Origin of the sequence: Streptomyces sp. F001, assembly GCF_004187715.1 — a bacterium.
Lineage (GTDB): Bacteria > Actinomycetota > Actinomycetes > Streptomycetales > Streptomycetaceae > Streptomyces > Streptomyces flavusporus.
Genome location: NZ_QZWF01000001.1, coordinates 1,351,233 through 1,364,428, shown reverse-complemented (window position 1 = coordinate 1,364,428; position 13,196 = coordinate 1,351,233). Strand labels below are relative to the sequence as shown.

Genomic DNA, 13,196 nt, shown 5'->3' with positions numbered 1-13,196 from the left:
TCGGGCGGGGGCGAGAACTGCTCGATCTGATCGATCAATGATCGTTTTCGCAGGTCAGCTTAGGTATGCCTAAGTGACGCAGCGCACCAGCCGCCGGTCCGGACGCCGCTTGTCACGCTCTGAGGAATTACGCAACAATGGCGTTGTGAAAAACGTCGGCGAGGCTCGGGAGACCCCCATGGGGGCCCCTCAGGAGGAGTTCGCGACCGGGGAGCGCTCGACGCGCAACCGGGTCGCGCGGTCCATCCTGGACCACGGCCCGTCGACCGTCGCCGAACTCGCCGGACGGCTCGGACTCACCCAGGCGGCCGTACGGCGGCATCTGGATGCGCTGGTCACCGACGATGTCGTCGAGGCGCGCGAGCAGCGGGTCTACGGGGCGCGGACGCGTGGCCGGCCCGCCAAGGTGTTCGCCCTGACCGACTGCGGCCGGGACGCCTTCGACCAGTCGTACGACAAGCTTGCCGTCGACGCGCTGCGCTGGATCGCCGAGCGGGAGGGCGGCAGCGAGGCGGTCGCCGCCTTCGCCCGCGCCCGGATCGCCGCCCAGGCAGCCGCGTACCGCAAGGCGGTCGAGGCGGCCGCCCCCGAGGAGCGGACGGAAGCGCTGGCCAAGGCCCTGAGCGTGGACGGGTACGCTGCTACGGCGCGCAGCGCCCCCACCGGCGAGCAGTTGTGCCAGCACCACTGCCCGGTCGCCCATGCCGCCGAGCAGTTTCCGCAACTGTGCGAGGCCGAGACGGAATTTTTCGCCGAGTTGCTCGGTACTCACGTACAGCGGCTGGCCACCATCGCGCACGGCGACGGTGTCTGTACCACCTTCATTCCGAAGACCCCGAAAACTTCCACCACCCAGAACGCATCTGCAAGCACGGCCGGGAGGAACCCCGCATGACTCTCCCCACGGAGACTGCTCACCCCGAACTCGAGGGCCTGGGCAAGTACGAATACGGCTGGGCCGACTCCGACGAGGCCGGTGCTGCGGCGAAGCGCGGCCTCAACGAGGACGTCGTCCGGGACATCTCCTCGAAGAAGTCCGAGCCGGAGTGGATGACCAAGCTCCGCCTCAAGGGCCTGAAGCTCTTCGAGAAGAAGCCCATGCCGAACTGGGGATCGGACCTGTCGGGCATCGACTTCGACAACATCAAGTACTTCGTGCGGTCCACGGAGAAGCAGGCGGAGTCCTGGGAGGACCTGCCCGAGGACATCAAGAACACGTACGACAAGCTCGGCATCCCCGAGGCGGAGAAGCAGCGCCTCGTGGCCGGTGTCGCCGCCCAGTACGAGTCGGAGGTCGTCTACCACCAGATCCGCGAGGACCTGGAGGAGCAGGGCGTCATCTTCCTCGACACCGACACCGCGCTGAAGGAGCACCCGGAGCTCTTCAAGGAGTACTTCGGCACGGTCATCCCGGCCGGTGACAACAAGTTCGCGTCGCTGAACACCGCCGTGTGGTCCGGTGGTTCCTTCATCTACGTGCCGCCGGGCGTGCACGTGGAGATCCCGCTCCAGGCCTACTTCCGGATCAACACGGAGAACATGGGCCAGTTCGAGCGGACCCTGATCATCGTCGACGAGGGTGCCTACGTGCACTACGTCGAGGGCTGCACCGCCCCGATCTACAAGTCGGACTCGCTGCACTCCGCGGTCGTCGAGATCATCGTCAAGAAGAACGCCCGCTGCCGCTACACGACCATCCAGAACTGGTCGAACAACGTCTACAACCTGGTCACCAAGCGCGCCGTCGCCTACGAGGGCGCGACCATGGAGTGGGTCGACGGCAACATCGGCTCCAAGGTGACGATGAAGTACCCGGCCGTCTACCTGATGGGCGAGCACGCCAAGGGCGAGACCCTGTCCATCGCCTTCGCGGGCGAGGGCCAGCACCAGGACGCCGGCGCCAAGATGGTCCACATGGCGCCGAACACCTCGTCCAACATCGTCTCCAAGTCGGTGGCACGCGGTGGCGGCCGTACGTCCTACCGTGGTCTGATCGAGATCGGCGAGGGCGCTCCGGGCGCGAAGTCCAACGTGCTGTGCGACGCTCTGCTCGTCGACACGATCTCCCGGTCCGACACCTACCCGTACGTGGACGTCCGTGAGGACGACGTGTCCATGGGCCACGAGGCGACCGTCTCCAAGGTCTCCGAGGACCAGCTCTTCTACCTGATGAGCCGTGGTCTCTCCGAGGACGAGGCGATGGCGATGATCGTGCGCGGCTTCGTCGAGCCGATCGCCAAGGAGCTGCCCATGGAGTACGCCCTTGAGCTCAACCGGCTGATCGAGCTGCAGATGGAAGGCGCGGTCGGCTGACCGTACCCCCGAGAAGCAGCAGCAGATTTCTGACGTAGGAAGAGAGCACAACGACAGCCATGGCTGAGGCTCAGAACATCCCGGTGGGCTCCACCACCGCCGGCTCGATCGCCGTTGCGGCCGAGTCGACCGTCGCCACGCGCATGAGCGCGCCCCCGTCCTTCGACGTGGCGGACTTCCCGGTCCCGCACGGCCGTGAGGAGGAGTGGCGGTTCACCCCGCTGGAGCGCCTGCGCGGCCTGCACGACGGCACCGCCGTCGCCACCGGCGAGGGCGTGAAGGTCGAGGTCGAGGCCCCCGCGGGCGTCGTCGTCGAGACCGTGGGCCGCGACGACGCGCGGCTCGGCAGGGCCGGCACCCCGGTGGACCGCATCGCCGCCCAGGCGTACTCGGCGTTCGAGAAGGCCGGTGTCGTCACCGTCCCCAAGGAGACGGTGCTCACCGAGCCGATCCGGATCGCCGTGCACGGCCAGGGCGGGGTCGCCTACGGCCACCAGGTCATCGAGCTCGGAGCCTTCGCCGAGGCCGTCGTCGTCATCGACCACACCGGTGACACCGTCCTCGCCGGCAACGTCGACTACATCCTGGGTGACGGCGCCAAGCTGACCGTCGTTTCGGTCCAGGACTGGGACGAGAAGGCCGTCCATGTCGCCCAGCACAACGCCCTCGTCGGGCGGGACGCGAGCTTCAAGTCGATCGTCGTCACCTTCGGCGGCGACGTCGTACGCCTCCACCCGCGCGTGACCTACGCCGGCCCCGGCGGCGAGGCCGAGCTGTTCGGCCTGTACTTCACCGACGCCGGGCAGCACCAGGAGCACCGACTGCTGGTCACCCACAACACCCCGCACTGCAAGTCCAACGTCGCCTACAAGGGCGCGCTCCAGGGCGACGAGGCGCACGCGGTGTGGATCGGTGACGTGCTGATCCAGGCCGCGGCCGAGGGCACGGACACGTACGAGATGAACCGCAACCTCGTCCTCACGGACGGCGCGCGGGTCGACTCGGTGCCGAACCTGGAGATCGAGACCGGCGAGATCGTCGGCGCCGGCCACGCGAGCGCCACCGGCCGCTTCGACGACGAGCAGCTGTTCTACCTGATGGCCCGCGGTATCCCGGAGCACGAGGCCCGCCGCCTGGTGGTTCGCGGCTTCTTCGCCGAGCTGGTCCAGCAGATCGGCATCGCGGACATCGAGGAGCGACTGATCGCCAGGATCGAAGAGGAGCTGGAGGCGTCGGTCGGATGACCTTCGTACGCGTATGTGCGCTGAGTGAGCTGGAGGAGGACACCCCGAAGCGGGTGGAACTCGACGGCACGCCGGTGTCCATCGTGCACACCGAGGGGGAGGTGTTCGCGATCTACGACATCTGCTCCCACGCGAACGTCTCGCTCTCCGAGGGCGAGGTGGAGGACTGCCAGATCGAGTGCTGGCTGCACGGCTCCAGCTTCGACCTGCGCACCGGCAAGCCGTCCGGCCTCCCCGCGACGCGCCCCGTCCCCGTATACCCCGTAAAGATCGAAGGGGACGACGTTCTCGTCTCCCTCACCCAGGAGTCCTGAGGCACCCATGGCAACGCTTGAAATCCGAGACCTGCACGTCACCGTCGAGGCCGACAACGCCACGAAGGAGATCCTCAAGGGCGTCGACCTCACCGTGAAGCAGGGCGAGACGCACGCCATCATGGGCCCCAACGGCTCGGGCAAGTCGACCCTCGCCTACTCGCTCGCGGGTCACCCGAAGTACACGATCACCCAGGGCACCGTCACCCTCGACGGCGAGGACGTCCTGGAGATGTCCGTCGACGAGCGCGCCCGCGCGGGCCTGTTCCTGGCGATGCAGTACCCGGTCGAGGTCCCCGGCGTCTCGGTCTCCAACTTCCTGCGCACCTCCGCCACCGCCATCCGCGGCGAGGCTCCCAAGCTGCGCACCTGGGTGAAGGAGGTCAGGGAGGCCATGGAGCGCCTCAACATCGACCCCTCCTTCGCCGAGCGCAACGTCAACGAGGGCTTCTCCGGCGGTGAGAAGAAGCGCCACGAGATTCTCCAGCTGGAGCTGCTCAAGCCGAAGGTCGCGATCCTCGACGAGACGGACTCCGGTCTGGACGTCGACGCGCTCCGCATCGTGTCGGAGGGTGTGAACCGCGTCCGCGAGACGGGCGAGGTCGGCACCCTGCTGATCACGCACTACACGCGCATCCTGCGCTACATCAAGCCCGACCACGTCCACGTGTTCGCGGCCGGCCGGATCGCCGAGTCCGGCGGTCCCGAGCTCGCCGACAAGCTGGAGAACGAGGGCTACGAGGCATACGTGAAGGGTGGCGCATCCGCGTGACACAGCTGCCGGGCCTCCTCGACACCGAGGCGATCCGCAAGGACTTCCCCGTCCTGGACCGACAGATCCACGACGGCAAGAAGCTCGTGTACCTGGACAACGCGGCGACCTCGCAGAAGCCGCGCCAGGTGCTGGACGCCCTGAACGAGTACTACGAGCGCTACAACGCCAACGTCCACCGCGGTGTGCATGTGCTCGCCGAGGAGGCCACGGCGCTGTACGAGGGCGCGCGCGACAAGGTCGCCGCGTTCATCAACGCGCCGAGCCGCGACGAGGTGATCTTCACCAAGAACGCCTCCGAGTCGCTCAACCTCGTGGCGAACATGCTCGGCTGGGCCGACGAGCCCTACCGGGTGGACTCCGAGACCGAGATTGTCATCACGGAGATGGAGCACCACTCCAACATCGTGCCGTGGCAGCTGCTGGCGCAGCGCACGGGCGCGAAGCTGAAGTGGTTCGGCCTGACCGACGACGGCCGCCTCGACCTGTCCGACATCGAGGAGATCATCACCGAGAAGACGAAGATCGTCTCCTTCGTGCTGGTCTCCAACATCCTGGGCACGGTCAACCCCGTCGAGGCGATCGTGCGGCGCGCGCAGGAGGTCGGTGCGCTGGTCTGCGTCGACGCCTCGCAGGCCGCCCCGCACATGCCCCTGGACGTGCAGGCCCTGCAGGCCGACTTCGTGGCCTTCACCGGCCACAAGATGTGCGGCCCGACCGGCATCGGCGTCCTCTGGGGCCGCCAGGAGCTGCTGGAGGACCTGCCTCCGTTCCTCGGCGGCGGCGAGATGATCGAGACCGTGTCGATGCACTCGTCGACGTACGCCCCCGCCCCGCACAAGTTCGAGGCGGGCACCCCGCCGATCGCGCAGGCGGTCGGTCTGGGCGCGGCGATCGACTACCTCACCTCGATCGGCATGGACAAGATCCTCGCCCATGAGCACGCGCTCACCGAGTACGCGGTGAAGCGGCTGGCCGAGGTCCCCGACCTGCGCATCATCGGTCCGACGACGGCCGAGGACCGCGGCGCCGCGATCTCCTTCACGCTCGGTGACATCCACCCGCACGACGTGGGCCAGGTCCTCGACGAGCAGGGCATAGCGGTCCGGGTCGGCCACCACTGCGCACGGCCGGTCTGCCTGCGGTACGGAATTCCTGCGACCACACGAGCGTCGTTCTATCTGTACTCCACGCCGGCCGAGATCGACGCTCTGGTCGACGGACTGGAGCACGTACGGAACTTCTTCGGCTGAGAGGCTGATCGGTGAAGCTGGATTCGATGTACCAGGAAGTCATCCTGGACCACTACAAGAACCCGCACGGGCGTGGTCTGAGGGATGGCGACGCCGAGGTGCACCACGTCAACCCGACGTGCGGCGACGAGATCACGCTGCGCGTGAAGTACGACGGCACGACGATCAGCGACGTCTCCTACGAGGGCCAGGGCTGCTCGATCAGCCAGGCCTCCGCCTCCGTACTGAACGAACTCCTCGTCGGCAAGGAGCTGGCCGAGGCGCAGAAGATCCAGGAGACCTTCCTGGAGCTGATGCAGTCCAAGGGCAGGATCGAGCCCGACGACGCGATGGAGGACGTCCTGGAGGACGCGGTCGCGTTCGCCGGGGTGTCCAAGTACCCGGCCCGGGTCAAGTGCGCCCTCCTGAGCTGGATGGCGTGGAAGGACGCGACGGCCCAGGCGCTGGGCGCCGACGCGGAAAGGAAGACGGCATGAGCGAGACCCTGGAGATGAAGCCGGCCTCGGAGGAGGAGCTCCGCGAGGCCCTGATGGACGTCGTCGACCCCGAGCTGGGCATCGACGTCGTCAACCTCGGCCTGATCTACGGCATTCACATCGACGACTCCAATGTGGCGACCGTCGACATGACCCTGACGTCCGCGGCCTGCCCGCTCACCGACGTCATCGAGGACCAGGCCAAGTCCGCCACGGACGGCCTCGTCAGCGAGCTGCGCATCAACTGGGTCTGGATGCCGCCGTGGGGTCCCGACAAGATCACGGACGACGGGCGCGAGCAGCTTCGGGCGCTCGGGTTCAACGTCTGAGCCTGTTTTCCCCCAGCTGTTTCAGTGGCCCCCGGCGGCAGCGCCGGGGGCCACTGTTGTGCCCGGCCTCAGTTCAGGCCATCCACCAGGCGGAACGCCGAGTCGGCGGAGAAGTTCCGGTCGCCGTGCCGGTACTCGTCCAGGCGCAGGCGGAAGTTCTGGTGGCGCAGGAAGCGGCCCGGGTAGTTGACGGACTCCAGCATGATCACGCCGGAGTGGCCGGTGGAGCGGGGGCAGAACGTGGCGTCCTGCTGGAAGAGGCGGGAGCCGTCGTGGCGTTCGGCGCGCAGCTGGAAGTCGCGGTGGCGCAGGTAGCTGCCGTCGGCGGTGACGAAGGAGTGGCAGGAGGGGGAGGCCAGGCCCTGCACCAGCTTGAAGGTCGCGTCCCTGCGGTCCGAGGACGAGGTGATCGCCTCGAGCGTGACCTGTCCGTGGCTCACCCGCCAGTAGTGGTCCGGGTAGTTGACCGAGCGCAGGGAGCGCCAGGTGGTCGACGGCGGCTTCGGGGCCGGTGAAGTGGTGTGGGGCGTGGGGGACTTGGACGCGGTGACGGTGGGGGTGGGCCGGTGGGATGCCGTCCGGGTGGGCTGTGCGGACGGCAGGGCGCTCTTCCCGCCGGGCGGGGTGATGGTGGCGCTCGCCGAGGGAGTGGCGAAGGAGATCAGGCCGGGTATGGACGCCTCGTCGGTCGCGGGGGACTGGCTCAGGGGTGACTGCTCGTCAGGTTGCGTCTGCATGACGGATATCGCGGTCACGCACGCGACGATCGTGGCCGAGGCGAGGGCGCCCGCCAGCCAGAGCCGTCGGGTGCCGGGCACCCGGGAGGTGTCGGGGGTCCAGTTGTTCTCCCACGGTTGGTTCTGCGGGCGCCGAGACGTGCTTTCTGGCATGCGCGGTTCCTCCAGCGACGCCCGTGGCGACGGTCGCGGCCGTGACGGTCCGGTACTTGAGCGGTGAAACACTAGTGGACACGGCGACCGTCCAGCAGCCGATTCCGCAAGCGTTTTCCACATCGGTTCCCGGGTGTTGTCCGGGCCGGGATGTGTACGGGCGTACGTATCGTTGTGTACGGTCGTACACATGGGATATCTGCTGCTCGCCGGAGCCATAGCCGCCGAGGTGGCCGCCACCACCGCCATGAAGTACAGCGACGGTTTCAGCAGGCTGTGGCCCTCCCTGCTGACCGCGCTCGGGTACGCCGTCGCGTTCGCGCTGCTCGCGCAGACGCTGAAGACGGTGTCGGTCGGCACGGCGTACGCGATCTGGGCCGGCGTCGGTACGGCCGTCGTCGCGGTGATCGGCATGCTGTTCCTGGGGGAGGGGATGAGCCTCACCAAGGCCGCGGGGATCGCGCTGATCATCGTCGGGGTCGTGGTGCTCAACCTGGGAGGCGCGCACTGATGGCCCGGCGGTACGACCCCGAGCGGCGCCGGCGGATCATCGACGCGGCGATCCGGGTCGTCGGCGCCAAGGGCATCGCCGGGCTGAGCCACCGGTCCGTCGCCGCCGAGGCCGATGTGCCTCTCGGCTCCACCACGTACCACTTCAAGACGCTCGACGAGCTGTTGGTCGCCGCGCTGCGGCAGGCGGGCGAGGGCTTCGCCAAGGTGATCGCCGCGCACGGCTCCCTGAGCGACCCCGGCACGGACCTGGCCGGCGAACTCGCCGCCCTGCTGGGCGACTGGCTTGCCGGCGACCGCACCGGCGTCGAGCTGGAGTACGAGCTCTATCTGGCCGCTCTGCGCCGCCCCGCCCTGCGCCCCGTCGCCGCCGAGTGGGCCGACGGAGTGGCCGAGCTGCTCACCCGCCGCACGGACCCGGTCACGGCACGGGCGCTGATCGCGCTGATGGACGGCCTCTGTCTGCAGGTGCTGCTCACCGACGTGGCATACGACAAGGAGTACGCCCGGGAGGTGCTGGCCCGGGTGATCCCCGAGGGTGGAAGCGGTGCGCGGCCCGTCGACGCGCCCGGCACCTGAGACGCCCGGCTGTGGGTTCGCATCGGTGGGCCCCGGCCGGTTAGGTTGCCCTCATGACCGACAAGACTGCTCCTCGCACCACCGGCGCCGTGGCCGCCGGCCTTGCCACGATCGCCGCCGACGGCACCGTTCTCGACACCTGGTTCCCCGCGCCCGAGCTCACCGCCGAGCCCGGCCCCGCCGGTTCCGAGCGCCTCGACGAGGCGCGCACCGCCGAGCTGCTCGGCGAGCACGGCGTGGCCGCCCTCGGCAAGGACGATGTGCGCGGCGTGGAGGTCGTGGCGGTCCGTACGGTCATCTCCTCGCTGGACGACAAGCCGCTCGACACCCACGACGCCTATCTGCGCCTGCACCTGCTCTCGCACCGCCTGGTCAGGCCGAACGAGCAGAGCCTGGACGGCATCTTCGGTCTCCTCGCCAACGTCGCCTGGACCTCGCTCGGCCCGGTCGCCGTCGACACCCTGGAGACCGTCCGCCTCGCCGCCCGCGCCCGCGGCCTGCACCTGAGCGTCTTCGGTGTCGACAAGTTCCCGCGCATGACCGACTACGTGGCCCCGGCCGGCGTGCGCATCGCCGACGCCGACCGTGTCCGCCTCGGCGCCCACCTCGCCGCCGGCACCACCGTCATGCACGAGGGCTTCGTCAACTTCAACGCCGGCACCCTCGGCACGTCGATGGTCGAGGGCCGGATCTCGCAGGGCGTCGTCGTCGGCGACGGCTCCGACATCGGCGGCGGCGCCTCCACCATGGGCATGCTGTCCGGCGGCGGCAAGGAGCGGGTCGCCATCGGGGAGCGCTCCCTGGTCGGCGCCGAGGCCGGTGTCGGTATCGCGCTCGGCGACGACTGCGTGGTCGAGGCGGGCCTCTACCTCACTGCCGGCACCCGCGTCACCCTGCCCGACGGTCAGATCGTCAAGGCCCGCGAACTGTCCGGCGCCTCCAACATCCTCTTCCGCCGCAACTCCGTCACCGGCACGGTCGAGGCCCGCCCGAACAACGCCGAGTGGGGCGGTCTGAACGAGGTGCTGCACAGCCACAACTGACGTCACGCCTCGCTCGCGACGATCGCTTAAAAGGATTACCGTCCGTGTCCTCGGGGCGGCTTCTGCAGATGAACGAGTGGACGCCAGTGCCTGTCGCGGCACGGGGTCCGATCGGATGCCGAACCGCTGAGACGAGGACGAGCAATGACGAACGAGCGGGTGAGGATCGCGGTGCGCCGGCTGGCCGGAGTGGTTGCCGCGGCGACGGTGTGCTGGCTTCCGGCGGGTGCCGCGCACGCGGACGAGACCAACACGGCCTCGCACAACGGCCCGCGGATCGGCCTGATCAACACCGGCCAGGTCGACGACCCGATGGAGGACGTGCTGCAGCACGTCGGCCTGATCGGCGACGAGTACATCTGGGGCTGACCGGTCATCCCCGCACGGCCCGTGGCCCGTACCGCACACCGACGCGGTACGGGCCACGGGCCTTTCACGGCGTCCGTGCTGACGCCGGGACGAACGTCGCGCACCCCCTGACGATCAGCCGGTGGCCGTCAGCCGCTCGTACTCCGCCAGCAGCCGGTCGGTCGCCGCACGGTCGGCGGGCCGCAGGGGTGGGCGGACCGGGCCGGCGGGCAGGTTCAGCGCGCCGAGGACGGCCTTGGCGGTGACCGTGCCGGGCAGGCCCGCGGACATCATCGCCTCGATGAGCCCGGTGGCCCGCTGCTGGCGGCGGGCCGCGCCGGCCGTGTCGCCGGCGTCGAACGCGTCCAGCACGGAACGGATGTGACGGGGCGTCACGTTTGCCACCGTACTGATGCAGCCGGCCGCGCCCACCGCGTACAGGGCGAGGTTGTGCTCGTCGCAACCGGCGTAGTACGCCAGGTCCGTGCGGGACAGCACCTTCTGGGTACCGAGGAAGTCGTAGGAGCAGTCCTTGACCGCGACGATCCGCGGATGCCCGGCGAGACGGATGATCGTCTCCGGCTCGATCCGGGTGCCGGTGCGCCCCGGGATGTCGTACAGGACGACCGGCAGCCCGGACGCGTCCGCCACCTCGCGGAAATGCGCCTCGACCGCGTCCTGCGGCGGCCGGCTGTAGTACGGCGTCACCACCAGCACCCCGTCCGCGCCCGCCTTCTCGGCCTGAAGGGCGAGCTCGATCGTGTGCCGGGTGTCGGACGTCCCCACTCCCGCGACGACCGACGCGCGGTCCCCGACCGCCTCCCGGACCGCCCGCACGAGCGCCGACTTCTCCGCGTCCGAGGTGGTCGGCGACTCGCCCGTCGTGCCGTTGAGCACCAGACCGTCACAGCCCTGCGCCACCAGCCGCTCGGCGAGCCGCCCGGCGCCGTCGACGTCGAGTGCGCCCGACTCGGTGAAGGGTGTGATCATCGCGCAGAGGACGCGGCCGAAGGGAGGGCGGCGGTGGTGGTGGGGTTCGTCAAGGTTCGTCATAGGAGTAGTCTCGGCAGCCCGACCGTTCAGCTCCACTTAATTCTTCTACGATGTATTGATAAGTATTACTGTGACGTGCCGGGCTTCCTGCTCCGGGGCCCTATGTCCAATGCGGCCCTTCGTGGGTCACCATGGCCGGGACGGTCCACCACCGGACATGGGGCATGGGAGGCGTCATGAAGCTCGGCAAGGCACTCGCCACCGGGGTCGCGGAAGAGCGGCCGGTCGTGCACGACGAAGAACTCGAACTCCCCGAAGAAACCAAGGACTTCGCTCAGGTCGCGCCCGAAGAGGTCCCGGCCGCGCGATGAGGTTGCGGCTTCCCGGGGAACGCCCGACGGAGCCGCCGACCGGATACAAGATCGCCCATCCGGTGCTGTCCCAGGACGGCACCCGGGCCGCCTTCACCGGCGTGTCGCTGGGCGGCGCGCTGCCGTACGGAGTCGTGGCCGACGCGTCCTGCGTCTACGGCCTGCGGCACGCGGCACCGCACCGCCGCTGCGACTGCGGCTTCCACTGTGTGCACGACCGCTCGGTGGCCGAAGAGCTGCTGTGCACCGCCGAGCACCGGGCGGCCGTCCTGCTCGAGGTCCTGGTGCTCGGCCGCTACATCCGGTTCGAGCGCGGCTTCCGCTACGCCCGTCAGCGGGTGCGCACGGCGACCGTCGGCCCCTGCGCCTGCGGTACGACCGCCGTGGCGCTGACCGACGCCGGCTGGGGCAGGCCCGGCTGGCACGCCCTCGCGCCCTCCTGTGCGGGCTGCCTGCGCGGCCGTACGTCCGTGTCCCTGGCCGGATTCGCCCGGCTGGCCGGGGACGGGCTGCGCGTGGCGGCATCCGGCGGCGGCCGGGCGGGGCCGGCCGGGCTCGACGCGTCCGACGGGCTCGGCGTGCCCGAACTCGTCGCGGAGGCAGCCCTGTTGCAGGCCCGGCTCGACTGGTTCCAGACCCAGCTGGCACGGCTCGGCGAGCCCGGCAGCGGCAGCGCGGGGAACGGGTAGCGCAGGCCGGGCCGGGTACCCGGATGTTCCGAACCGAGAGGAGGCGGAACACCGTGACCGGGATCCCGGACGTCAAGCCCGTGCGCGACGAGCGTCACTCGGTGGGCGAACTCGTCGGCCAGGCAACCGAACAGCTTTCCCGTCTCGTACGGCAGGAAGTGGGCCTCGCCAAGGAGGAACTGACCGAGAAGGGCCGGCGCGCGGGCCGCGGCGGCGGCCTTCTGGGGGCCGCGGGCGCCCTCGCCTACGCCGGACTGCTCGCCCTCGCCGCCACGGCCGCCGCCGCGCTCTCGCTGACGCTGCCCGTCTGGGCCGCGGCGCTCATCGTCACGGCGGTGCTCTTCGCACTCGCCGGTGTGCTGGCCGTGGCCGGCCGCGCCCAGCTGCGCCGCGCGGTACCTCCCACACCCGAGGTGACTCTCGGCAGCGTCAGGGCCGATGTCGAGGAGATCAGGGAAAGGGCACATCGATGACACACAGGAGGACGCGCGGCACAGGCGGCGCCAAGGGCCCCGACGAGCTGCGCCGGCAGATCGAACACACCCGCAGCCAGCTCGGCGACACCATCGAGGAGCTGGCGGCCAAGGCGGACGTGAAGGGCCGGGCCATGACCCGGGCGGCCGACCTGAGGGACAAGGCGGGCGCGATGACCGTCCAGCTGCGCAGCACCGCCGCCCAGGCGGGCCACGCGGTCCAGGACCGGGCGACGCAGGTCGGCCATGCGGTCCAGGGGAGGGCGAGTCATGCCGGGCACGCAGTCCAGGGCAAGGCGAGCCACGCCGGCCATGCGGTGCAGGGCAAGGCGGCGCACGTCGGTCATGCCGTGCAGGGCAAGGCGGCGCAGGCCGGCGGCACGGTTCAGGGACGGGCGACGCGGGCCGGTCACGCCGTCGAGCGCCGTGCGCCGCAGCCCGTGCGCACGGTCGTGCAGGCGGGGCTCCGGCATCCTCGGCCGCTGCTCGTCGCCGGGGCCGCCGTCGCGGTGATCGCCGCGACGGTGCTGCTGCGGCGACGGCACGACGGGCGGTAGGGGCGCGCGCCCAGGCGCGACTTCGCGCCGGACGCCGACGCA

Annotated in this window: 18 protein-coding genes; 16 read left to right on the top strand and 2 right to left on the bottom strand. The window is 69.8% G+C overall.

Going from position 1 to position 13,196, the window contains the following annotated elements:
- Positions 1-145 precede the first annotated feature (145 nt).
- Genes StrepF001_RS06315 through StrepF001_RS06280 form a run of 8 tightly spaced genes read left to right on the top strand, consistent with a single transcriptional unit; the run spans position 146 to position 6,701 of the window.
- Positions 146-895 (top strand): ArsR family transcriptional regulator, encoded by a 750-nt coding sequence (locus tag StrepF001_RS06315; RefSeq protein WP_129797261.1) that lies wholly within the window; start codon positions 146-148, stop codon positions 893-895.
- On the top strand, positions 892-2,313 hold the full coding sequence (gene sufB, locus StrepF001_RS06310; protein ID WP_129797260.1) for a Fe-S cluster assembly protein SufB: 1,422 nt from the start codon (positions 892-894) through the stop codon (positions 2,311-2,313). Before StrepF001_RS06315 ends, sufB begins: the two co-directional genes overlap by 4 nt.
- Positions 2,314-2,372: 59 nt before the next feature.
- Positions 2,373-3,557 (top strand): Fe-S cluster assembly protein SufD, encoded by a 1,185-nt coding sequence (sufD, locus tag StrepF001_RS06305; protein ID WP_129797259.1) that lies wholly within the window; start codon positions 2,373-2,375, stop codon positions 3,555-3,557.
- Complete coding sequence (locus StrepF001_RS06300; protein ID WP_129797258.1) at positions 3,554-3,871, top strand: bifunctional 3-phenylpropionate/cinnamic acid dioxygenase ferredoxin subunit; 318 nt, start codon at positions 3,554-3,556, stop codon at positions 3,869-3,871. Before sufD ends, StrepF001_RS06300 begins: the two co-directional genes overlap by 4 nt.
- A 7-nt stretch (positions 3,872-3,878) precedes the next feature.
- Positions 3,879-4,643, top strand: a complete 765-nt coding sequence (gene sufC, locus StrepF001_RS06295; protein ID WP_129797257.1) for a Fe-S cluster assembly ATPase SufC — start codon at positions 3,879-3,881, stop codon at positions 4,641-4,643.
- Positions 4,640-5,896, top strand: coding sequence for a cysteine desulfurase (locus StrepF001_RS06290; protein ID WP_129797256.1), 1,257 nt, complete (start codon positions 4,640-4,642; stop codon positions 5,894-5,896). The genes sufC and StrepF001_RS06290 overlap by 4 nt, the downstream gene beginning before the upstream one ends.
- An 11-nt stretch (positions 5,897-5,907) precedes the next feature.
- Entirely contained in the window at positions 5,908-6,372 is a 465-nt protein-coding gene (gene sufU / locus StrepF001_RS06285; protein WP_129797255.1) for a Fe-S cluster assembly sulfur transfer protein SufU, read from the top strand.
- Positions 6,369-6,701 carry a metal-sulfur cluster assembly factor gene (locus StrepF001_RS06280; protein ID WP_129797254.1) on the top strand — a complete coding sequence of 111 codons (333 nt, stop codon included), beginning with the start codon at positions 6,369-6,371 and terminating at the stop codon, positions 6,699-6,701. The genes sufU and StrepF001_RS06280 overlap by 4 nt, the downstream gene beginning before the upstream one ends.
- Positions 6,702-6,769: 68 nt before the next feature.
- Here the strand turns inward: StrepF001_RS06280 and StrepF001_RS06275 are convergent, their stop codons facing one another.
- Positions 6,770-7,591 carry an AbfB domain-containing protein gene (locus StrepF001_RS06275; protein WP_129797253.1) on the bottom strand — a complete coding sequence of 274 codons (822 nt, stop codon included), beginning with the start codon at positions 7,589-7,591 and terminating at the stop codon, positions 6,770-6,772.
- A gap of 190 nt (positions 7,592-7,781) precedes the next feature.
- Here StrepF001_RS06275 and StrepF001_RS06270 point away from each other — a divergent pair, with 190 nt between their 5' ends.
- The 4 genes from StrepF001_RS06270 to StrepF001_RS06255 all read left to right on the top strand — a co-directional run bounded on the left by StrepF001_RS06270 (position 7,782) and on the right by StrepF001_RS06255 (position 10,092).
- Positions 7,782-8,102, top strand: coding sequence for a multidrug efflux SMR transporter (locus StrepF001_RS06270; RefSeq protein WP_129797252.1), 321 nt, complete (start codon positions 7,782-7,784; stop codon positions 8,100-8,102).
- On the top strand, positions 8,102-8,680 hold the full coding sequence (locus StrepF001_RS06265; protein ID WP_129797251.1) for a TetR family transcriptional regulator: 579 nt from the start codon (positions 8,102-8,104) through the stop codon (positions 8,678-8,680). Before StrepF001_RS06270 ends, StrepF001_RS06265 begins: the two co-directional genes overlap by 1 nt.
- 53 nt (positions 8,681-8,733) lie before the next feature.
- Positions 8,734-9,723 carry a 2,3,4,5-tetrahydropyridine-2,6-dicarboxylate N-succinyltransferase gene (gene dapD / locus StrepF001_RS06260; RefSeq protein WP_129797250.1) on the top strand — a complete coding sequence of 330 codons (990 nt, stop codon included), beginning with the start codon at positions 8,734-8,736 and terminating at the stop codon, positions 9,721-9,723.
- Between the two features lie 144 nt (positions 9,724-9,867).
- Positions 9,868-10,092 carry a hypothetical protein gene (locus StrepF001_RS06255; protein ID WP_129797249.1) on the top strand — a complete coding sequence of 75 codons (225 nt, stop codon included), beginning with the start codon at positions 9,868-9,870 and terminating at the stop codon, positions 10,090-10,092.
- 114 nt (positions 10,093-10,206) lie between these two features.
- On the opposite strand, the gene dapA is transcribed toward StrepF001_RS06255, so the two are convergent.
- Positions 10,207-11,124, bottom strand: coding sequence for a 4-hydroxy-tetrahydrodipicolinate synthase (gene dapA / locus StrepF001_RS06250; RefSeq protein WP_206306774.1), 918 nt, complete (start codon positions 11,122-11,124; stop codon positions 10,207-10,209).
- Between the two features lie 176 nt (positions 11,125-11,300).
- Here dapA and StrepF001_RS49405 point away from each other — a divergent pair, with 176 nt between their 5' ends.
- Genes StrepF001_RS49405 through StrepF001_RS06235 form a run of 4 tightly spaced genes read left to right on the top strand, consistent with a single transcriptional unit; the run spans position 11,301 to position 13,154 of the window.
- Positions 11,301-11,435, top strand: coding sequence for a hypothetical protein (locus StrepF001_RS49405; RefSeq protein ID WP_276322797.1), 135 nt, complete (start codon positions 11,301-11,303; stop codon positions 11,433-11,435).
- Positions 11,432-12,124, top strand: coding sequence for a hypothetical protein (locus StrepF001_RS06245; RefSeq protein ID WP_129797247.1), 693 nt, complete (start codon positions 11,432-11,434; stop codon positions 12,122-12,124). Before StrepF001_RS49405 ends, StrepF001_RS06245 begins: the two co-directional genes overlap by 4 nt.
- 23 nt (positions 12,125-12,147) lie before the next feature.
- Positions 12,148-12,597 (top strand): phage holin family protein, encoded by a 450-nt coding sequence (locus StrepF001_RS06240; RefSeq protein WP_129797246.1) that lies wholly within the window; start codon positions 12,148-12,150, stop codon positions 12,595-12,597.
- A complete protein-coding gene (locus StrepF001_RS06235) occupies positions 12,594-13,154 on the top strand; it encodes a DUF3618 domain-containing protein (protein ID WP_129797245.1) in 561 nt (186 codons plus the stop codon). Before StrepF001_RS06240 ends, StrepF001_RS06235 begins: the two co-directional genes overlap by 4 nt.
- Positions 13,155-13,196: the final 42 nt, after the last annotated feature.